Source organism: Faecalibacterium sp. I4-3-84 (assembly GCF_023347255.1).
Lineage (GTDB): Bacteria > Bacillota > Clostridia > Oscillospirales > Ruminococcaceae > Faecalibacterium > Faecalibacterium taiwanense.
On the sequence record NZ_CP094466.1, the window covers coordinates 2,646,516 to 2,666,042 of the forward strand.

The 19,527-nt window shown below is 51.6% G+C and carries 20 protein-coding genes; 8 read left to right on the forward strand and 12 right to left on the reverse strand.

From position 1 onward, the window contains the following. Positions 1-14: 14 nt before the first annotated feature. From fabG to acpP, 8 genes are all read right to left on the reverse strand, one after another. A complete protein-coding gene (fabG, locus tag MTP41_RS13180; protein WP_154258590.1) occupies positions 15-764 on the reverse strand; it encodes a 3-oxoacyl-[acyl-carrier-protein] reductase in 750 nt (249 codons plus the stop codon). Then, positions 761-1,693: an ACP S-malonyltransferase gene (gene fabD, locus MTP41_RS13185; RefSeq protein ID WP_249235708.1), complete on the reverse strand. Its 933-nt coding sequence runs from the start codon at positions 1,691-1,693 to the stop codon at positions 761-763. Before fabD ends, fabG begins: the two co-directional genes overlap by 4 nt. Next, entirely contained in the window at positions 1,690-2,757 is a 1,068-nt protein-coding gene (locus tag MTP41_RS13190; RefSeq protein WP_249235709.1) for an NAD(P)H-dependent flavin oxidoreductase, read from the reverse strand. Before MTP41_RS13190 ends, fabD begins: the two co-directional genes overlap by 4 nt. Next, positions 2,751-3,686 carry a DUF561 domain-containing protein gene (locus tag MTP41_RS13195; protein ID WP_249235710.1) on the reverse strand — a complete coding sequence of 312 codons (936 nt, stop codon included), beginning with the start codon at positions 3,684-3,686 and terminating at the stop codon, positions 2,751-2,753. The genes MTP41_RS13190 and MTP41_RS13195 overlap by 7 nt, the downstream gene beginning before the upstream one ends. Positions 3,687-3,835: 149 nt before the next feature. Beyond that, on the reverse strand, positions 3,836-4,789 hold the full coding sequence (locus tag MTP41_RS13200) for a beta-ketoacyl-ACP synthase III (RefSeq protein WP_249235711.1): 954 nt from the start codon (positions 4,787-4,789) through the stop codon (positions 3,836-3,838). Continuing rightward, positions 4,786-5,739, reverse strand: coding sequence for an acetyl-CoA carboxylase carboxyltransferase subunit alpha (locus MTP41_RS13205; protein ID WP_005939761.1), 954 nt, complete (start codon positions 5,737-5,739; stop codon positions 4,786-4,788). Before MTP41_RS13205 ends, MTP41_RS13200 begins: the two co-directional genes overlap by 4 nt. Next, positions 5,736-6,608 (reverse strand): acetyl-CoA carboxylase, carboxyltransferase subunit beta, encoded by an 873-nt coding sequence (accD, locus tag MTP41_RS13210; protein WP_097774750.1) that lies wholly within the window; start codon positions 6,606-6,608, stop codon positions 5,736-5,738. The genes MTP41_RS13205 and accD overlap by 4 nt, the downstream gene beginning before the upstream one ends. A gap of 11 nt (positions 6,609-6,619) precedes the next feature. Continuing rightward, positions 6,620-6,847 carry an acyl carrier protein gene (gene acpP / locus MTP41_RS13215; protein ID WP_005939770.1) on the reverse strand — a complete coding sequence of 76 codons (228 nt, stop codon included), beginning with the start codon at positions 6,845-6,847 and terminating at the stop codon, positions 6,620-6,622. Between the two features lie 243 nt (positions 6,848-7,090). Between acpP and MTP41_RS13220 the strand changes: the two genes are divergently transcribed. The 6 genes from MTP41_RS13220 (at position 7,091) to MTP41_RS13245 (ending at position 12,675) form a co-directional block, all read left to right on the forward strand. Then, positions 7,091-7,771: a GntR family transcriptional regulator gene (locus MTP41_RS13220; RefSeq protein ID WP_120121186.1), complete on the forward strand. Its 681-nt coding sequence runs from the start codon at positions 7,091-7,093 to the stop codon at positions 7,769-7,771. Positions 7,772-7,944: 173 nt separating this feature from the next. After that, positions 7,945-9,405: an NAD(P)/FAD-dependent oxidoreductase gene (locus MTP41_RS13225; RefSeq protein WP_120019645.1), complete on the forward strand. Its 1,461-nt coding sequence runs from the start codon at positions 7,945-7,947 to the stop codon at positions 9,403-9,405. A 3-nt stretch (positions 9,406-9,408) separates the two neighbouring features. Then, positions 9,409-10,641 (forward strand): NAD(P)/FAD-dependent oxidoreductase, encoded by a 1,233-nt coding sequence (locus MTP41_RS13230; RefSeq protein WP_005939784.1) that lies wholly within the window; start codon positions 9,409-9,411, stop codon positions 10,639-10,641. Beyond that, entirely contained in the window at positions 10,638-11,000 is a 363-nt protein-coding gene (locus MTP41_RS13235; protein ID WP_005939786.1) for a DUF1667 domain-containing protein, read from the forward strand. Before MTP41_RS13230 ends, MTP41_RS13235 begins: the two co-directional genes overlap by 4 nt. Before the next feature lie 226 nt (positions 11,001-11,226). Continuing rightward, positions 11,227-12,138 (forward strand): hypothetical protein, encoded by a 912-nt coding sequence (locus MTP41_RS13240; RefSeq protein WP_120019647.1) that lies wholly within the window; start codon positions 11,227-11,229, stop codon positions 12,136-12,138. Positions 12,139-12,279: 141 nt separating this feature from the next. After that, the gene (locus tag MTP41_RS13245; protein ID WP_249235712.1) at positions 12,280-12,675 is read left to right on the forward strand and encodes a hypothetical protein; all 396 of its coding nucleotides are present in this window, start codon (positions 12,280-12,282) and stop codon (positions 12,673-12,675) included. Between the two features lie 328 nt (positions 12,676-13,003). Here the strand turns inward: MTP41_RS13245 and MTP41_RS13250 are convergent, their stop codons facing one another. From MTP41_RS13250 to MTP41_RS13265, 4 genes are all read right to left on the reverse strand, one after another. Further along, positions 13,004-13,918, reverse strand: coding sequence for a hypothetical protein (locus MTP41_RS13250; protein ID WP_097778251.1), 915 nt, complete (start codon positions 13,916-13,918; stop codon positions 13,004-13,006). Further along, positions 13,908-16,361: a hypothetical protein gene (locus MTP41_RS13255; protein WP_249235713.1), complete on the reverse strand. Its 2,454-nt coding sequence runs from the start codon at positions 16,359-16,361 to the stop codon at positions 13,908-13,910. Before MTP41_RS13255 ends, MTP41_RS13250 begins: the two co-directional genes overlap by 11 nt. Before the next feature lie 95 nt (positions 16,362-16,456). After that, positions 16,457-16,879, reverse strand: coding sequence for a hypothetical protein (locus tag MTP41_RS13260; RefSeq protein WP_143405525.1), 423 nt, complete (start codon positions 16,877-16,879; stop codon positions 16,457-16,459). Beyond that, entirely contained in the window at positions 16,863-18,203 is a 1,341-nt protein-coding gene (locus tag MTP41_RS13265) for an AAA family ATPase (RefSeq protein WP_097778249.1), read from the reverse strand. The genes MTP41_RS13260 and MTP41_RS13265 overlap by 17 nt, the downstream gene beginning before the upstream one ends. Before the next feature lie 194 nt (positions 18,204-18,397). Between MTP41_RS13265 and MTP41_RS13270 the strand changes: the two genes are divergently transcribed. Then, entirely contained in the window at positions 18,398-18,652 is a 255-nt protein-coding gene (locus tag MTP41_RS13270) for a hypothetical protein (protein WP_097778248.1), read from the forward strand. Between the two features lie 4 nt (positions 18,653-18,656). Further along, positions 18,657-19,523 carry a DUF6017 domain-containing protein gene (locus tag MTP41_RS13275; RefSeq protein WP_097778247.1) on the forward strand — a complete coding sequence of 289 codons (867 nt, stop codon included), beginning with the start codon at positions 18,657-18,659 and terminating at the stop codon, positions 19,521-19,523. Positions 19,524-19,527: the final 4 nt, after the last annotated feature.

Sequence of the window (19,527 nt, forward strand, 5' to 3'; positions counted from 1 at the left end):
AGAGTTTTCTCCTTTTACATTGCCATGCCGCCGTCTGCACAGAGCACCTGCCCGGTGAGATAGCTGCTTTGTTCTGCGGCAAAAAATGCCACTGCATTTGCCACATCCTCCGGCTTTCCTGCGCGGCCTGCGGGGATGCCCTTTGCCATTTCGGCACGGACGGCTTCTGGCAGGGCGGCGGTCATGTCGGTCTCGATAAAGCCCGGCGCGACCGCATTCACGGTCACATTGCGGCTTGCCAGCTCGCGGGCAAGGCTTTTGGTCAGGCCGATCAGGCCCGCCTTGCTGGCGGCGTAATTGGTCTGGCCGGCGTTGCCCCGCAGGGCCACCACACTGGAAAGGTTCACGATGCGGCCCCAGCGCTGGCGCACCATGCGGCGGGCGGCTTCCTTGCAGCAGAGGAACGCACCCTTAAGGTTTGCGTTCAGCACTGCATCGAAGTCCTCTTCGCTCATCCGCAGGATCAGATTATCGCGGGTAATGCCCGCGTTGTTCACAAGGATATCCACCCGGCCAAAGGCGTTCACCGCCTGTTCAAAGAGCACTTTGCAGCCCTCGGCAGTGGAAACATCGGCCTGCACAGCCACGGCATTTGCGTTTTCGGCCTTGCACAGAGCCACCGTCTCGGCAGCTGCAGCTTCGCCGTGGCAGTAATTCACCACGACATTGCAGCCCTGCTTTGCCAGCTGGATGCACACAGCCCGGCCAATGCCCCGGCTTCCGCCAGTAACAACGGCGGTGCGGATGATCGTTTCTTCGCTCATAGCTCTTCCTTCCATGCTGTCAGTGCGGCGTTCAGCTGCTCCGGGGTCTCCACCGAAGCGCAGACCACGCCGGGCAGGGTCTTTTTCACAAAGCCAGCCAGAGCACTGCCCGGGCCAACTTCCAGAATATGGTCTACGCCCAGCTCACCGAGGCGGTGGAGCGTATCTTCCATGTAAACGCTGCTCTGCACCTGCTTCACGAGCAGGGCGGGGATGCTGTCCTGCTCAGCTTTTTCACGGCCAAGGCAGTTGAACAGCACCGGCACCTGCATCTCGCCAAAGGACTCAGAGGCAAAACGCTTTGCCAGTGCATCCCCGGCGGGGGCCATGAGACGGGTGTGGAACGGGCCGCTTACCTTGAGCGGGATGCAGCGGCGGGCACCGGCTTCTTTGGCCAGTGCGGCGGCTTTGTCCACAGCGGCTTTCTCGCCGCCGATGACCAGCTGACCCGGGCAGTTGTAGTTGCAGATCTGCACGCAGCCGAGCTGTGCAGCCTGCTCACAGCAGGCTGCAAGTGCCTGCCGGTCAAGGTTCAGCACGGCGGTCATGCCGCAGTCAATGCCCTTTGCGGCTTCGGCCATGGCTTTGCCGCGGTAAGAGGCCAGCTCGATGGCCTGCTTTGCGGTGAACACCCCGGCAGCTTCCAGCGCGGAGTATTCGCCCAGCGAAAGCCCGGCCACATAAGCGGGTTTCACGCCCTGCTGGGCCAGCACTGCGGTCACGCCGCAGGCAAAGGCCACCATGCAGGGCTGGGTGTATTCGGTCTGATTCAAAAGGCCGTCCGGGTCCTCAAAGCAGACGCGGTGCAGATCGAAGTCCAGCTCTGCGCTGTCAAATGCCGCCCGGAACGCGGGAGAGCCTTCGTAAAATTCTTTGCCCATGCCGGGGTGCTGTGCCCCCTGACCGGCATATAAAACGGCAAGCTTCATTGATTTTGCCTCCATTCGGTCACAAGTTCATCCATCAGCTCCTGTACCGTGCGCATCCGGTCCAGCCTGCCCACGTTGGCCCCGCAGAAGAACAGGCCCTCCTCCACATTGCCCTTTACGGCTTCGATGAGCGCGTGGGTGATGCAGTAGGGCACCTTGGCGGGGTCGCAGGTCTTCAGGCAGCGGGCACAGTGCTGGGGAGGGAAGCAGGTCCCCTCTGCCAGCGCCTGCACCAGCGGGGTGTTCAGTGCACGGCCCGGCATTCCCACCGGGCTGTGGATGATCCGTACATCCTCGGGCCGGGCGTTCAGCAGAACGTCCTTGTAGTCCTGGGATGCGTCGCACTCGTAGGTGGTGATAAAGCGGGTGGCAAGCTGTACGCCCGCAGCGCCCATTGCGGTAAAGTGGGCCATATCGGCACCGGTATACACGCCGCCTGCCACAAACACGGGGATGCTGTGGCCAAACTGTGCTTCAAAGGGCTTTACCTCGGCCAGCACCTCGGGCAGAATGTCGTCGAGGGTCTGGCATTTGCCTGCCAGCAGGTCATCTTCGGCAAAGCCGAGGTGTCCGCCTGCCTTGCAGCCTTCGATCACCACAAAATCAGCGGTGCGGCCAAACTCTTTGGCCCAGCGGCGCAGGATGAGCTTTGCGGCTCTTCCGCTGGAAACGATGGGCGCAATGGCAACATCCGTTGTGCCCACGATGCCGGGCAGCTCCAGCGGCAGGCCTGCGCCGGACACCACCGCGTCCACGCCCGCTTCCACAGCGGTGCGGATCGCGGCCGCATAATCCTGCGTTGCCACCATGGCGTTGATGGCTACCATGCCCGCGCCCTTTGCAATCTGCTTTGCTTTTTTAATTTCCACTGTCAGTGCACGGTGGTTGGCGCTTGCCGGGTCGCGGGCAAAGTCCGGCTCCCGGTAGCCTGCATCGGCGGTGGAGATGCACCCCATGCCGCCGCAGGCTGCAACAGCACCGGCCAGCCCGCCAAGGGAAACGCCCACACCCATGCCGCCCTGTAAGATGGGCACAGACAGGGTCTTTCTGCCGAGGGTCAGCATTCGGTGCTCAGCGCGGCAATGCGCTGCCTCCCGCTGTTCCACAGGTCTGCAAGAATATCCGCCACCGGGCGCACCTCGTGCAGCATGCCTGCCACCTGACCGGCCATCAGGCTTCCGGTGGTGGTGTCGCCCTCAAACACGGCGCGGCGCAGGCTGCCAAGGGTGTACTTTTCCAGCTCCATCTTGTCGGCACCGGCGTTTTCCTGCCGGACATATTCGCGGCTCATTCGGTTTTTCAGCACTCGCACCGGCGCACCCACGCTTCGGCCGGTCACGATGGTATCGCTGTCCTTGGCCTTGAGCAGGGCGGCTTTGTAGTTTTCATGGATGGGGCACTCCTCGCTCACCAGCAGGCAGGTGCCTACCTGCACGCCGCAGGCACCCAGAGCCAGAGCTGCTACCAGCTGGCGGCCATCGGCGATGCCGCCAGCCGCAATGACGGGTACATTTACGGCATCCACCACCTGCGGCACCAGCGCCATGGTAGCCATTTCGCCCACATGGCCGCCGCTCTCGGTGCCCTCAGCAATGACAGCATCGATGCCCAGCGGCTCCAGATGCTTTGCCAGAACGGCGGCGGCGACAACCGGGATCACCTTGATGCCTGCCGCTTTCCACGCGGGGATATATTTGCCCGGGTTGCCTGCACCGGTGGTTACAACGGGCACGCCCTCTTCCACCACGATCTTGGCAAACTCATCTGCCTGCGGATGCATGAGCATGATGTTCACGCCAAAAGGCTTGTCGGTCAGCTCTTTGCAGCGGCGGATGTTCTGGCGCAGGGTGTCGGCGTTCATGCCGCCCGCACCAATGATGCCCAGCGCACCCGCGTTGGAGCAGGCGGCGGCAAACTCGCCGGTGGCAATGTTGGCCATGCCGCCCTGAATGATGGGGTATTTTGTGCCTAGAATTTCATTTAAAAGTTTCATAGAAAAACCCTCTCAGTCAATGCCTTCCGGCATTGACAGCTCCCCCGAGGGGGGAGCTTTTTTCTGCTTTTCTGTCAGCTGGACCTTCTCTTGGAAGGCACACTGACCCTACCCGCCCATAAAGCTCCCCCTTCGGGGGAGCTGGCGCATCAGCGCCTGAGAGGGTCGTATTCCACAATCATGCCGCCCCATGTCAGGCCGCCGCCAAAGCCGATGCAGGCCAGAAGCTGGCCCGGCTGCAGCTGCCCGTTCTCGGCAAGCTCGTTCAGGGCTACCGGGATGCTGGCGGCACTGGTGTTGCCGTGGCGGTCCATGTTCTTGTAGAACTTTGCCGGGTCGGCCTTCAGCGCCCGCACGCAGTGGTCGATGATGCGGCTGTTGGCCTGATGGCAGACCACCCACTCAAGATCATCGAGGGTCAGCTGTGTTTCATCCAGCACAGTGTGCAGGCACTTGGGCAGGGCATCCACTGCAAAGCGGAACACCGCTTTGCCATCCATCGTGATGGGCGCAGAACCTGTGCGGTTCGGCCCGCCTGCATGGAGAACATCGCTGCCGCGCGCGCCCAGCGTCAGAGCAAAGGGAGTGTCCGACAGCTGAAAAATGGCAGCACCGGCTCCATCCCCAAACAGTACACAGGTGGAGCGGTCGGCGGGGTCCATCAGGCGGGAAAGGGCTTCGCACCCAATGACGAGGGCATACTGTCCACCCAAAGTTGTCAGCAGTCCCCGCGCCACGGCTATGCCGTAGAGGAAGCCGGAACAGGCCGCGTTGACATCCAGCGCAGGCCGGTCCTCGGGAAGGCCCAGCGCCGCCTGCACCTGACAGGCTACACTGGGGGTCGCGTCTGGGGCGGACAGGGTGGCACAGATGCAGCACCCGATCTGCGCAGGGGCAAGGCCGCTGCGGGCCAAAGCCTGCTTTGCGGCGGAAATGGCCAGCGTGGCGGCAGATTCATCCTCCGTGCACCAGTGCCGGGTGCGGATGCCGGTGCGGCTGGTGATCCACTCGTCGCTGGTATCCACCATGCGGCTCAGATCTTCGTTGGTGACCGTTCGGCCAGGGATGGCCCCGCCGGTGGCGATCAGCTGTAAACCACTCATGCGTTCCTCGTTTCTCCGATCTGGCGGTATTTTTTATAGCGCTGGTCGGCCAGCTGGCGGCCGCTCATGCGGCACAGCTCTTTCAGGTGCACCCGCAAAGCAACATCCAACTGTTCAAACAAGGCTGCGTGGCTGCGCTGTGCGCCGCCCAACGGTTCCGGGATCACCTGCTCCACGATGCCATCGCTGTACAGATCCTGCGCGGTCAGCTTCATCATCTCGCAGGCTTCGCCGCTGCGGGAAGCATCCTTCCACAGGATGCTGGCAAAGCCCTCGGGGCTGAGCACCGAGTAAACGGCATTTTCCAGCATGAGGATGTGGTTTGCCACACCCAGTGCCAGTGCACCGCCGGAAGAGCCTTCGCCGGTGACAACGGCAATGACCGGCACGGTCAGGCCGCTCATTTCCATCAGGTTGCGTGCAATGGCTTCGCCCTGACCGCGCTCCTCGGCATCCTTGCCGGGGTAAGCGCCCGGCGTGTCAATGAAGGTGATGATGGGGCGGCCAAACTTTTCGGCCTGCTTCATCAGGCGCAGGGCCTTGCGGTAGCCCTCCGGCCCCGGCATACCAAAGTTACAGGCCAGATTTTCTTCCAGTGTGCTGCCCTTGCGGTGGCCGATGACCGTCACCGGCAATCCGTGAAAACGGGCGATGCCGCCCAGAATGGCAGGGTCTTCCTTGCACTGACGGTCGCCGCGCTGCTCAAAGAAGTCGGTGAACAGGGCAGAAACAGTCTCATCAATGTGGGGGCGCTCCGGGTGCCGGGCCAGAAACACCCGATCCTCGGCGGTCAGCGGGCCGCAGGTGCGCAGGATCTCGTCCTCTTCCACAGCCAGCTCTGCCAGCTCGGAGGCATGGGCCGTGATGGCATCCATCTCGTTGCCGCTGCCTTTCAGCGCGGCGATCTGGGCATCCAGCGGAGCCAGCTGCTCTAAAATTTCCTTGATCATTCGTGTTTTCCTCCTGCATGGAGCTGCAAGACCTGGATCAGGGTATCCCGCAGCTGGCTGCGGGGCACCACCTGATCCACAAAGCCGTGCTCCATCTGGAACTCGCTGCGCTGGAATCCGGCAGGCAGCTTTTCGCCAATGGTCTGCTCAATGACCCGCGGACCTGCAAAGCCGATCAGCGCGCCAGGCTCTGCCAGCATGATGTCGCCAAGGCTTGCAAAGCTGGCCGTCACACCGCCGGTGGTGGGGTGGGTGAGCACACTGATGTACAACCCGCCCTTTGCCGAAAAGCGCTGGATGGCGGCACTGGTCTTTGCCATCTGCATCAGGCTGAAAATGCCCTCCTGCATCCGCGCGCCACCGCTGGCCGAAAAAATAACCAGCGGCAGGTGCTTTGCGGCGGCGTACTCGATGGCGCGGGTGATCTTGTCGCCCACGGCAGTGCTCATGCTGCCCATGAAAAAGCGGCTGTCCAGCACGGCAGCCACGCAGGCCACCCCGCCGATGCGGCCGGTGGCCGTTACAGCGGCTTCACGCAGGCCGGTCTTGTTCTGGGCGGCGGCAAGCTTTTCACGGTAGCCCGGAAAATGCAGCACATCCTGTGGAGCAAGGTCGGCATCCAGTTCCCGGAAGCTGCCGTGGTCCAGCACCAGACTGAGCCGGTAGTACCCGCCAATGGGCATGTGGTAGCCGCAGTTGGGGCAGACGTAAAGGCTTCTTGCCCACAGGGTGCGTGCGGCGCGGCGGCCGCACTGCTTGCACTCCACAAACTGCTGCTCGTGCCAGACGGCACCGGCATCCCGCTTGGCCTTCAGCTGGAAGGTGCGCTCCCGCATTCGGCCGGGGAAAAGATCTCGGATATCGTTCATTGCTTTTTGCCTCAGATATGTGCGGTGATGTAGTTGTAGATATCGCCCACGGTCTTGAGCTTTGCCAGCTCTTCGTCCGGGATGGACACGCCGCAGGCATCTTCCAGAGCCATGTTCAGCTCCACGGCATCCAGACTGTCGGCCTCCAGATCTTCGGTCAGGCTGGCCTCCATGGTCACCTTGTCCTCGTCGCAGTTCAGGGTATCAACAACGATCTTCTTCATTTCTTCAAACGTCATGGTAGTAGTCTCCTTTGATTTGTTTTGAATATCTAAATTTTTTGAAGCTTCTTGCGAACACGACCATTATAGCCGAATCGTTGGATAAGTCAAGAATAATAGTTAAAATATTTTATCTTTTACAATTCTGACACAGTTTTCTTCCTTTTATATATTGTCCTCTTTTACGCCGGTGTGCAGTGTGGTATACTTGACCCAGCAGTCTGAGAACAGTGTTTCCCTGTGAGGGAAAGGAGCCTTCCGATGATTACGATTTCAGAGCGCAGAGAGCATGAATCTGCAAAAAGTTTTGTTCTGCGGGTATTGATCGATAATATTATCAATACCCGTCTGGAGCCGGGTGAAAAACTGAACGAGCCGGAATTGTGCGAACAGCTGGGGGTGAGCCGCACCCCCTTCCGGGAAGCAGAGCTGGAGCTGGCGCAGCGGCGGCTCATTGAGATCCGGCCCAAGATCGGCACCTATGTTTCTCTCATCGATGCAGAGCTGGTGGAAGAAGTGCGCCATCTGCGCGCTGTGCTGGAAGCAGAGATCGCCCGCATGGCGTGCGAAAAGCTGACCCCGGCGGATATCGACCAGCTGTGGGAGAACGTGGCGCTCTGGCGCATGTACATTGAGCGTGCACAGGAAGAAAAGATCTTTGAGCTGGACAAGGGGTTCCACCGGCTGCTTTATGTGCAGTGCGGCTGCCCGTACTGGTACGATCTGGTGGAAAATCTGGCTCCGCATTTTGACCGCACCACCATCCTCAGCTTCCGCTGCAGGCCCGCAAAAACGATCTACAAAGATCACGTCAGCCTGCTGAAAGCCATTGAACAGAAGGATGCGGCGGCAGCACACCGCATTGCCGGGCAGCATATGCAGCGCTACACGGAGAACCTTTCTGCGATCCGGGAAGCATTCCCACACTATTTCAAAGCCTGAAACAACCGTATCACGTTCAGAAATGCCGTATCTATGCCAAAAGATGCGGCATTTTTTTGTGCAGTTTTTTGCCGGAAACGGCTTGACAGAGATCATGAAATGTTATATATTTTAGTCAATGAAATATATAACATAAAAGCAGGATCTCCAAATCAGGAAGAAAGGTGGATACCATGAAAAAACAATACGATGTGGTCATCATCGGTGCAGGTGTCGTGGGCAGCGCCATTGCACGCGAACTCTCACGCTACAAATTGAGCATTGCAGTGCTGGAAAAAAATCTGGATGTCTGCAACGAGACCAGCGGCCGCAACTCCGCTGTGGTGCACGGCGGCTTTGCCAACCCCATTGGCAGCCTGAAAGCAAAATGCTGCGTGGAAGGCAACCGCATCATGGATCAGCTGGCCGAAGAGCTGAACTTCCCGTTCAAGCGTTGCGGCAAGGTGCTGGTGGGCAACACCCCCGAGGACATGGAGCAGCTGGAGCGCACCATGAAGCAGGGCGCTGTCAACGGCTGCACCGGCCTTGAGATGATCGATGAAGCAAAGCTGCACGAGCTGGTGCCAGCCGTGGTGGGCAAGTTTGCCATGTGGTCCAAAAACAGCGGCATCATGGACCCGTTCCTGTACACGGTGGCTCTGGCCGAGAACGCACACACCAACAGCGTGGACTTCTTCTTTGACCACAAGGTAGAGGCTATCACCCGGGAAAATGAGCGGTACTACCTGCATACTGCCCATGGCGATTTCTGCACCCGCTGGGTGATCAACGCCGCTGGTCTGGGCGCAAAGCAGATCTCCGACCTGCTGGGCCTGACCGGCTACCGTGTCATCGGCTCCCGCAGCAACTACATCATCCTGCACAAGCGCATGGGCAAGCTGCTGCCTATGCCGGTGTACCCGGTGCCCAGCAACACCTATATGGGCATCCACATCACCCCCACCGTGGACGGCAACGTGACTGTTGGCCCGGACGCGGAGAACACCGATGTGCTGGACGACTACAGCGTGCCGCAGGCCAACATGGACAGTCTGGCCGTGGAGGGCGCAAAGCTGTGGCCCCACATCTTTAAAAAGGATCAGATCCGCACCTTCGCCGGCATCCAGCCCAAGTGGGTGGATGAAAACGGTGCCATTCAGGACTGGAAGGTGGAGATCCGGGACGACGTGGCACCCAATGCCGTCAACCTCGTGGGCATTGAATCCCCGGGCCTGACCGGCAGCGTTCCGCTGGCCCGCTACGTCATCGGCCTGATGCAGGAGCGCGAAAAGTTTGAGGAAAACCCAGACTTTGACCCGCACCACAAGGGTATCGTCAAGTTTGCCGAGTGCACGCCGGAACAGCAGGCAGAGCTCATCGCGCAGGACCCCGATTACGGCGAGATGATCTGCAGCTGTGAGGAAGTGACCAAGGCCGAGATCCTGCAGGCCATCCATAACCCGCTGGGCGTTTCCACCATGACCGGCATCAAGTACCGCACCCGCGCCATGATGGGCGGCTGTCAGGGCGGCTTCTGTCAGATGAAGATCGAACACTTCATTGAGCAGGAGCTGGGCACCGAGCCGGAGAATGTGCGTTACAGCCGTCAGGGGTCATGGGTACTCACCGGCAATATGCGGAAGGAGGAAAACTGAGCGATGGAACAGAAAGACGTTGTGATTATCGGCGGCGGCCCTGCAGGTCTTGCCGCAGCGGTGGAGCTGCACAAGCAGGGCATCCGCAACATGATCATTCTGGAGCGCGAGGCGATGCTGGGCGGCATCCTGCGCCAGTGCATCCATGACGGTTTCGGTCTGGGCCGCTTCGGCGAGAGCCTGTCCGGCCCGGAATATGCACAGGCGTTCATTGATGAAGTGAACAAGCGTGAGATCCCTTACGAGACCAGCGCCACGGTGCTGAGCCTGACGGAGGATCGTGTCGTCACCGCCTCCACCCGCAGCGGCCTGCGCCAGTATCAGGCAAAGGCTGTGGTGCTTGCCATGGGCTGCAAGGAGCGCAGCCGCGGCGCACTGGGCATTCCCGGCGAGCGTCCGGCGGGCGTGTTCACCGCAGGCACTGCGCAGGCTTACATGAACCTCTACAACCGGATGCCCGGCAAGGAGGTCGTCATCCTCGGCTCCGGCGATATCGGCATGATCATGGCACGCCGCATGACGCTGGAAGGCGCTCATGTGCAGGCAGTGTTCGAGCTGATGCCTTACCCCTCCGGCCTGCCGCGCAACATCGTGCAGTGTCTGGATGACTACAATATCCCGCTCTATCTCAGCCACACCGTCACCGAGATCCATGGCCGTGACCGTCTGACCGGCGTGACCATCTCCGAGGTGGACGCGAACCGTCGGCCCATCCCCGGCACCGAGAAGGAGTACAAGTGTGATACGCTGATCCTCTCCGTGGGCCTGATCCCGGAGAACAAGCTGCTGGAGGATGCCGGCATCGCCATTGACCCCCACACCAACGGCGCTGTGGTGGACGAGAACCTGCAGACCAACGTGCCCGGCGTGTTCTCTGCCGGCAATGTGCTGCATGTGCATGATCTGGTGGACTTTGTTTCCATGGAGTCCGAGGCACTGGCACGCCACGCTGCCGCCTACGTTGAGGGCAAGGGCATCGACCCCTGCACGCTGGACGTGAAGTGCGGCGAGGGCGTGGGCCACACCATTCCGCAGAAGGTCAGCGGCAAGAACGACTTTAGCCTGTCGCTGCGCGTGCGGAACCACTACCGTGACTGCCGCATCGTGGTGCGCCAGAACGGTGTGGAAGTTGCTGCCAAGAAGATGAAGAAAGCCATTCCTGCGGAGATGATCCAGTTCAAGGTCTCTGCTGCCAAGCTGCAGGAAACGGGCGCACTGGAGGTGTCGGTGGAATGAAAAAGCAATTTACCTGTATCGTCTGCCCCAACGGCTGCGAGATCGAAGCCGAAGTTGAAAATGGTCAGGTGATCTCGGTCACCGGTCACACCTGCCCCCGCGGCGAACAGTATGTCCGTCAGGAGCTGACTGCGCCCCGCCGCACCATCGCCAGCTCGGTGCTGGTCAAGGGCGGCGAGCTGCCTGTTACCAGCGTGCGCCTGACCAAGGCCATCCCCAAGGATATGATCTTCCCGGTGATGGACGAGATTCGCAAGGTGGTGCTGACCGCCCCCGTCAAGGCGGGCACCATCGTGCTGCACAACGTCTGCGGGCTGGACAGTGACGTGATGGTCACCAAGAATGTGGATGCCTGCTGACCGGCTGAAATTAGGAGAGATAAAAAACAGAAGGAGAAGTTCTGCAAAAAAACGGACCGAAGGAGCCTTTATGCACATGATAAAACTTGGAGTGTGCTCAAGGTCAAGAGGAAGATGATTTCTTTCCCGGCAGGACTGTGCTATACTGGAAAAAAGATCTCCGGGTGCAGCGCAAAAGCTGCTGCAGGGAAGCTGAAACTTACAGAAATGAGGAACACACACGGCAATGGCACAGCACGAACGCGGCACGGCATATTATCATCTTCCGGGACTGTTTGAATTTTATGAACTGTACCGTGTGTTTCTGCCGCTGTTCCGTGAACACAGGGAATATTTTTACGACTGGTGCGAGATCGGTTCGGTCTACGGTGCACCAGCCGACTGCATCTGGGGCGGGGGCCGCGCTGGCTTTGGAGATGCACAGCCGCATCGGGTGCTTGCACTGATGCAGGAATATGGCATATCGGCCCGGCTCACCTTCAGCAATTCGCTGCTCCGGGAAGAGCACCTTGCAGACTGGAAATGCAATGCCCTCTGTGCGCTGTTTGAAAAAGAAAACCGTGTGCAGAATGGTGTCATCGTCCATTCGGACCTGCTGCTGGACTACCTGAAAAGGCAGTATCCGGGCCTTTATTTCGTGTCCTCCACAACAAAAGTCCTTACAGATTTTCAGCAGCTCCGCAGAGAAACGGAACGGGAAGAGTTCCGCTATGTTGTGCCGGATTTCCGCCTGAACAAGTCGTTTGCAGAGCTGGATACCCTGTCGCAGGACCAGAAGGACAAGGTGGAATTTCTGTGCAACGAATGCTGCTGGTACGGCTGCCGGGACAGAAAGCACTGCTACGAGAATGTCAGCCGCAAAAATCTGGGCGAGGACTGCCCGGACCACCGCTGCACAGCGCCGGGCGCACAGCAGGGCTATCGTTTTTCAAAGGCAATGGAAAACCCCGGCTTCATCGGGGCCGGGGATATCCGCAAAATTTATCTGCCCGGCGGCTTTTCCAACTTCAAGATCGAGGGGCGGGGACTGGGCAGCGCGTTGATACTGGAATTTCTGCTTTACTACATGACAAAGCCTGAGTATCAGCTGCGCGTCCGGGAAGAAATTTATCTGGACAACATGCTGGATCTGTTCTGATGGCCCTGAGCCGCGTTCATAGTTGCTTCCGTGATGCATCCTGCCGCCTTCGGGCGGCTTTTGTTTTACCCTGTTTCAGGAAGCAATAAAAATAGGTATGGAGATAAATCAGACTTCTGTATCTCGCATTCCAGCGGTATTTTGAAACAGTTTATCAAGGAAGTGCGTGTCGGACGCGACTATAATATCGAGATCGTTCTCAATGTGCCGCTGGACGAGTTCGAGGAGTTCAAGCGTCACGCAGCATCGGCTGGACGGGGCAAAAAACAGAAAAATAAGTCGCAAAATCCTCAAAAAGTTGGGCATTGTACATCAAATGCCGGAATCGCCGTTTTAGACAAAACAGCAGGTGAAACTATAAGCATTGTGCCTAAAAATGCTGCACGATTTTGCAAAGAATGGCAAAAAGAAACGCCGTATCGTTTAACACGATACGGCGTTTTATGGACTCGAAGGGAGTCGAACCCTCGACCTTTCGGATGCGAACCGAACGCTCTCCCAGCAATATCGCTTTTGTGCACACCTTATGCACCATGAGAAAAGAAAAATCAACGTATATTCGTCCATATAAAATGACCTGCCATCCCAACGGCCTTTCTTGGTCGCAAGTATGGTTTCCAATCCGCTGATTTTCAAAAGGAAGCGATTTGGGATGTGATATGGTTGGCGGACAAGTGAGCTACAGGCCCTTGAGATGTAACTCACTTGGGGTTCAGATGTATCGCATCCCGATTCAAAAGAAAACACGATGTACCGTAAAAGCGCGACTTTCACTCGAAAAGAATGGAAGCTGCGCTTTTTGCCCATAAAATATTCATGGAAACATTGATGATCGACAAAATCAAAGATAAAGAGTGGTACCGTTTTATTTAGAGTGATATAATTTATTACTAAATTGCGAAATTGTGAGATCACCTTTTTGAAGACGATCAAAGTCTTGGGAGTAATTAGATTCTTTGCAGTGAGTGATAATTTCGCCGGAGAAATTCGCAATATTACGATATGGTAAAAGTGCAGTATTTATTTTGCGCAGTAGATAATCAAGGATTTCTCTTTTGAACTCCTTGAACTTTGCTGTACGCCATAAAAGGTAAAAATCATCCATAAACTGATTATGATTATTCCGACCGTACCAATAAATTTCTTTTGTATTCTTAAGTAACTGGTATTCTTCGCTTTGAGTATACTTCGTTAAATCAAACTTTAAGTTTTTATCCAAAATAAAATTAGTGATTTCTGTAATATCACGCTTGTTGATTTTCTTTAAGGCTTTAGTGAAAATTTTACGAGAACAACCTATTTCATGTAAATCGAATGTGATGAGTCTGTCGTTTCTTATATTATATAGCTTGACATCATTTTGCTTTCTATGCGAAATAAAATAAGTGTTTTTTCTCCCCACAATCGAAACAATTGGATGAATTGGGACGAATGAAATTCCCATTATAATGTTATTGCAATCTGTCAATAAAACTATTTCTGTGAAAAATCTCCCATATTGAATGAGATTAGCTGTCATATGGGAAAGAAGATCGTCCATAATGTTTTCAAATTTCCAAGGCTGCTGAGAAGATAATATGCTTTTCAATGTATCACCTACTGGACTAATATCATAAAAGCATTGCCTATTTTTGTCTACTGAAAACTCAATAGAATAGCTTCTACAAAAATCATCCAAAAGCATTTGCGTATATAATCCAGATAAAACTTTTGAATTCTTATGAACTTCGAAATTCGGACTAATTTGAGAAGATTTAAAATTCTCTATCTCATGATTCATAGTTTTCGCTCCAACCCCAGCAACTTTTATATTTTTTCTCATCTGGAAGATAGTTGTTAACGGAGACGATCATAAAAACATCCTCTGGATTAGTTAAGTCTACATGGTGATTCATTATGGTTATTCCCCTATAACTTTGTAAAATTTTACTTGCCGTCTTTAATCTTTCGCTAAAATGATCATAAATAACCTCGAAACTTGGACTGCTGGACATCACATGAGCTATTCGCTGTTTCCAATTTGTTTGAAGAATATCACGATTTCCAATACCGACAATGTCATGTTGACGAAATTGAAGTTGTTGTGCGATGACCGACAAAATCGATAGATTCTTCGAGTCCTTTTTGATAAACTCCTTTAAAGTTGTATCGATTGAGTCTTTCCAACAAGATGCCCCGTTAAATTCACCCCAAATAATAGCAAGCCCACTAATTAGAGCATACTCAAAAAATGGCGCACTAGCAACATGAAATACAATTTCCGCCAGATAAGCTTCTTTATGTTTTATTACATCCGTTCGAATGTATTCTTGGTAGAGAAGCACCAAGTCAAAATATCCTCTATATATTTTTTTGAATCTTTCAAAGTCATTAGATTCAATTGACCGAATAAGTGCTTCCGAAACATGATTATAGCAAAGCCCCAAAAAGTCTGGATAGTCTTCTCGATTTTTCCAGTGGTCTAGCGCATCTGATACACTACATTTTATAAGAACAGCCGGAAGATTAGTTTCTATTTTTTGAATAGTCTGAACTAATGAGTCTGTTGAAACTTTTTGCCAAAGAATTGATTTTTCAATATGCTTATTTTCTAACTGTATCAAAATCTTTTCAATTAAAAGAATAGCGCGTTTGCTTTTGTTGAGTATTTCAAACACGTGTGACAGAGCAGTTGCAGCAGCTTGACAATGGTTTTCTGTATTTAGCTGTATACCAATTTCATACACTTCTTTAATTGAAAACTCAATGGTGCCGATTACAATACCAATATATTGATATATTTCTTTAGCAACAATTTGCTGAATATACCAATTAGCTGTCAATTTTTTGTTTTCAATGGATAGCTCTGCGGAAATCTGGGTAAATAATCTTTTGCACATTTCTCCATTCAGATATGGAACATACTGAATATCACACTGGTCAAAACTGGAATAGGTTGTGCATTGATGCAAAACACTTTCGACATTCAGATTCGAAAGATATCTAGTTATTCCAAGAATCAATTCAACATAATTTGAACACATAATATCAACTATAGACAGTGCATTTTCTTTATCAAGGTCATCGCTCGACAAGTGTTTACAAATAACAGTCCATGATGATATTTTGATTTTTTTCAGAACAGAACCCCAATAGTCACATTGTCTTTTTTCTCCAGCTATCAGGGTCAAACTTTGAAGACACACAAAATATTGTTGCAATACTAGAATGTCATCATCTCTAAGGATTTTATTGAGACATTCTTGATTTACTTTTAATAATGCGTTTTCAAACCAATAATTATCTGTTACCATTTTCGGTTGTATAGATGTTCCGGTTTGAAGAGCTAATCTTATTTCGGTATCATCCGTTGCATGCCATTGCGGATATTGAGCTTTTTTCTCAAAACAAAGTGAATCATATTGGATGTTTTGTTTTTTGTCCCAATAAAATTCCAGGAGCGCAACGGATTTATTCATAAATAGACCCATTGATTCGTTTTGATTTTTGGGAATATTTGCATTATATTGACCTATTTCAAAGAGAATATAAACGTCATGACTTGCAATTTTCTTATAATGATTTTGAAAGCTTTGATCTGTTGTAAATATGTTGCGCTTAGAGACTTTTTTAATGATATTATAGAGATTCTGAAATTTTGCATCTCCAACAGAAAAAGTATCTGAAAGCATATACGAACGATTTCCTGTAACACTGAATGTTATAACCATTTGGACAGTTAGAAAAAGTAGAACAATAATGGATGCCATTCCTAAAGGTTGTTTAAAGACACATTCAAACAAAAAAATGGAGCAAACAACGATATATCTAATAATTTGATTAATGCAGCTATTGGTTATAACATCTCTTTGATATAGCGTTGCTAAGTCTGAAGGAACATTCGAATATTTTGCAGAAAAAATAGAAGAAATGTTCGCACAATAAAGTCCTAAAATCACCCCCGCGATGCCCATTCCACCAATTGTGATATCTTTAAACATATCCAAAGATATAGAATCCAGCTTTAGGTAAGAAAGCAGTAACGCATCACATTTCTTTAATAAAAGAACAAAGACGATTGCGAGAAATATCTGCCATAAAACGACCTTTAAGATATCAAACTGAATGTGCAGTAATTTGCATTGTTTGGAAAACTTTTCCTTCAAAACATATATTAATCGTTTCGTGTCAAAAACAATTTTTTGAAAAAATTTTTTGATAGTCCAATACAGTCTTGTATTCATGCTGGATTTCCTTCCACCGACCAAACAAAGGTCTTACGCAAAAAATACTATATATCAAAAAATCGATTGAACAAAATTCAACCGATTTTTACGAATCATATATTTTCGGATAATTGCTTTTCCTTTATAATGGCATTTTTATTACGCTGTTTCCACTTTATAACAGAGCTTTCTTGAATCTTATGTGTTCCAGTTTTATATACGATTCGTTTGAAAACGATGTACTCAGAAATCGACCAATGAATCTCTCGAATGGTACTTTCAATTTGCTCAATGGCATGAGGAATATCAGAGCCTTTGAGTTCAATATAATAGGCATTTCCTTTAGTATCATCTAATAAAAGCCAATCACACCGTTCAGGATCATGTCCTTTAGGAAAGACTTCTCCATCTACTTTGAATTGTCGAATAGCCTTCTTGTCAGGATTTTTTGCCTCATGTTTACATCCATTCTCTGAAGATACAAATGATGAGCAAGTTCCTGCACGATAAGGTACACAGTTATTGATGTTCGGCATTATCTGAATCCTCAAAATTTTTATCAATAATGAAATCACTCATATTGTTGATGTCAACAGACGCTTGGTCTATCAATTCGTTTTTTATTAGAGTCAACTCATCATCTTGGTCTAGTGCATCTTCTATAGAACCGCCCCTAATATAACTGGCACTCACTTGTTTTGGGTCAAGCCAATATCGTTTGCGCAACTTCTGTTTAATCTTTTCGCCAGCATTACCTTTGCTTTGCCCGGCTTGAAGCATATAGTTAAAAGTTCCGAGCAAATAAGGACTATGGGTCGTAATAAGCTCTGCATTTTTTTCGTCATTGAGGAAAAGTCCCAAAAGCTCACCAACACTACGTTGCGAACTTGGATAGAGATGAGACTCTGGTTCTTCAAGGATTAAAAAAACTCTTTTATCTTCAATCAGATAATAAAAAAGTAAATTGAATACCCAAATGATTTCTTGCTGGCCAGAGGAGGTGAAATTGATTTTAATATATTTACGCTCATCTAAATACAAACGCTCTTCACCATCTACATAACGATAGCTACCACCCAAAATTTCTGTCGCTTTCTCGCAAAGAAGCTTGATGGCTGGACGATTCGATTTGAATTTTTTTGCAGCTTCAGAATCTTCGGAAGCCATCACATCATCTATATATCCAGATAACCCACGCCCAAATAAAGGCTTTAATTTTAAAATGGTTTCAATATAACGTTTGGTTACATAGTCAATCTGGCGAAGCTGTGATCCCTCCAATGAAGTGAAGATATAGTTCATCTGCTCACTCAGTATTGTAATCAGGTTACGGCCTGCTGGAATAAACACGGTCTCGTATGGATCATGGAGGGTTTTGGTGAGCACTTCTTCCCAATGGCCTTTCTTAAAAGCGTATGGATCGAGAAATACGTTGTCATCCAATTCTTGAAATAACTCTAAGAAGCCTTCCGAAAATTGAATATTAACATAATTGTGTCCCGGACGCTCGTAATCTTCATTCAAAGAAACACAAAGAGACATTTTTTCATCGCCGTAGACGTAATCCAGCATCATATCAGAGGGCATAATCCACGAAGTTCCAAAAATTTGCAGAAATTTATCTTTCATTCTAGCCTGCATAGCACATTTCCAGTCAGTCTTGGCTGAAAAGACTTTAGAAGGACCACCCTGCATCATGATATTTAAAATGTCTTGCTTAATCGAACGACAATAGTATATAGCTTTTGCAACAGTACTTTTTCCGTTTGACTGTGGGCCAGTAAATACATTGAATTGCTTTATTTCTAATGTGCATTCATTGATTGGTCCTAACTTCTTTATATGAATTGTATGGTTCATAAGTTCACCTTTAGTGTTTTGTGTCACATTTTCAATGGCTTCGTAAGCTCTTTTTAAGCATTATACCACAGTTTCATTTTCAATGGAATAGCTGTAATTACCTTCTTGGACTGCTGCTCTTTGAAGTCGATAACTCATCCGTACTCGAAGAAATCACAAAATTAGATGATTCACAATCAAAAAGGAGGATGCCTATGGATAAAGACTTTATGCTGAACTATTTTAACAAAGCCGTACAGACTGAATGGGAGGAGCTGCTGAAAACACCGCGCTACCAACCGGCAGCAAGTAAGCGTGACGCAATCGAACGGGAGTTCTTTCGGATGCTGAACGATGAGCAGAAACGCAAGTACCTTGATTTGGAATCCGCCGTCATATTGGCAGAATGTGACATCGCAGAAGCCATGTATATGAAAGGTGCCGCAGACCGTGAGATGATGATCCGTTAATGCCATGAGTTACGACTACTTCTACGGTCAGTCGGGCGAATTGTTCTCCTATTTCCGCATCCCCAAGGCACTGTTCCAAGACCACCGCTTCCGGCAGCTCTCCACCGATGCCCGGACACTGTACGGCATTCTGCTGGACCGCATGAGCCTGTCGGTCAAGAACGGCTGGCTGGACGAGCAAGGGCGGGTGTATATCATCTACACCGTCCGGGAAGTGCAGGAATCCCTCTGTTGTGCCGAACACAAATCGGTCAAGCTGTTCCGGGAACTGGAGGACATGGACCTCATTGAGCGCAAACGCCGTGGTCTGGGCAGACCCAGCCTGATCTACGTCAAGGACTTTTCCTCCGGCTTGCCAAAAGCGCAAGTACAGAATTGCCCAAACAGCAATTCAGGCGCTGCCGAAAGCGCAACTCTGGAACAGCCAAAACCGCAAGCAAATAAGACTGATAAGAATAAGACAGAGTGGAACGATCCTGACCCTATCTATTCCGGGGGCATCCGAGAGCAGCTTGAGGATTATTTTTATCAGGCGTTGGAGGTAGACCTCCTGCTCCGGCTCTGCCCGGATGATGAGGATACCATCTATCAGATCGTAGACCTGCTTGTGGACACCTGTTCCACCAAACGCAAGATATTGCGGATCGCCGGAGATGACAAGCCCACCGAGGTGGTACGCAGTCGGCTGAAAAAGCTGAACGCCGACCACATCCGTTTTGTGCTGGGCTGTCTGGCGGAAAACACCGCCCCGGTGCGGAACATGAAGCAGTATCTGCTGGCGATGCTCTACAATGCGCCCACCACCATGAACCTCTACTATCAGAACAAGACAAACCACGACTTTGCGCGCGGTTCACCGAAAGCGGGGTGATGTT

Bases quoted from the DNA above. Each gene is read 5' to 3' on its own strand.
- fabG (WP_154258590.1), bottom strand. From the start codon at position 764: ATGAGCGAAGAAACGATCATCCGCACCGCCGTTGTTACTGGCGGAAGC.
- fabD (WP_249235708.1), bottom strand. From the start codon at position 1,693: ATGAAGCTTGCCGTTTTATATGCCGGTCAGGGGGCACAGCACCCCGGC.
- MTP41_RS13190 (WP_249235709.1), bottom strand. From the start codon at position 2,757: ATGCTGACCCTCGGCAGAAAGACCCTGTCTGTGCCCATCTTACAGGGC.
- MTP41_RS13195 (WP_249235710.1), bottom strand. From the start codon at position 3,686: ATGAAACTTTTAAATGAAATTCTAGGCACAAAATACCCCATCATTCAG.
- MTP41_RS13200 (WP_249235711.1), bottom strand. From the start codon at position 4,789: ATGAGTGGTTTACAGCTGATCGCCACCGGCGGGGCCATCCCTGGCCGA.
- MTP41_RS13205 (WP_005939761.1), bottom strand. From the start codon at position 5,739: ATGATCAAGGAAATTTTAGAGCAGCTGGCTCCGCTGGATGCCCAGATC.
- accD (WP_097774750.1), bottom strand. From the start codon at position 6,608: ATGAACGATATCCGAGATCTTTTCCCCGGCCGAATGCGGGAGCGCACC.
- acpP (WP_005939770.1), bottom strand. From the start codon at position 6,847: ATGACGTTTGAAGAAATGAAGAAGATCGTTGTTGATACCCTGAACTGC.
- MTP41_RS13220 (WP_120121186.1), top strand. From the start codon at position 7,091: ATGATTACGATTTCAGAGCGCAGAGAGCATGAATCTGCAAAAAGTTTT.
- MTP41_RS13225 (WP_120019645.1), top strand. From the start codon at position 7,945: ATGAAAAAACAATACGATGTGGTCATCATCGGTGCAGGTGTCGTGGGC.
- MTP41_RS13230 (WP_005939784.1), top strand. From the start codon at position 9,409: ATGGAACAGAAAGACGTTGTGATTATCGGCGGCGGCCCTGCAGGTCTT.
- MTP41_RS13235 (WP_005939786.1), top strand. From the start codon at position 10,638: ATGAAAAAGCAATTTACCTGTATCGTCTGCCCCAACGGCTGCGAGATC.
- MTP41_RS13240 (WP_120019647.1), top strand. From the start codon at position 11,227: ATGGCACAGCACGAACGCGGCACGGCATATTATCATCTTCCGGGACTG.
- MTP41_RS13250 (WP_097778251.1), bottom strand. From the start codon at position 13,918: ATGAATCATGAGATAGAGAATTTTAAATCTTCTCAAATTAGTCCGAAT.
- MTP41_RS13255 (WP_249235713.1), bottom strand. From the start codon at position 16,361: ATGAATACAAGACTGTATTGGACTATCAAAAAATTTTTTCAAAAAATT.
- MTP41_RS13260 (WP_143405525.1), bottom strand. From the start codon at position 16,879: ATGCCGAACATCAATAACTGTGTACCTTATCGTGCAGGAACTTGCTCA.
- MTP41_RS13265 (WP_097778249.1), bottom strand. From the start codon at position 18,203: ATGAACCATACAATTCATATAAAGAAGTTAGGACCAATCAATGAATGC.
- MTP41_RS13270 (WP_097778248.1), top strand. From the start codon at position 18,398: ATGGATAAAGACTTTATGCTGAACTATTTTAACAAAGCCGTACAGACT.
- MTP41_RS13275 (WP_097778247.1), top strand. From the start codon at position 18,657: ATGAGTTACGACTACTTCTACGGTCAGTCGGGCGAATTGTTCTCCTAT.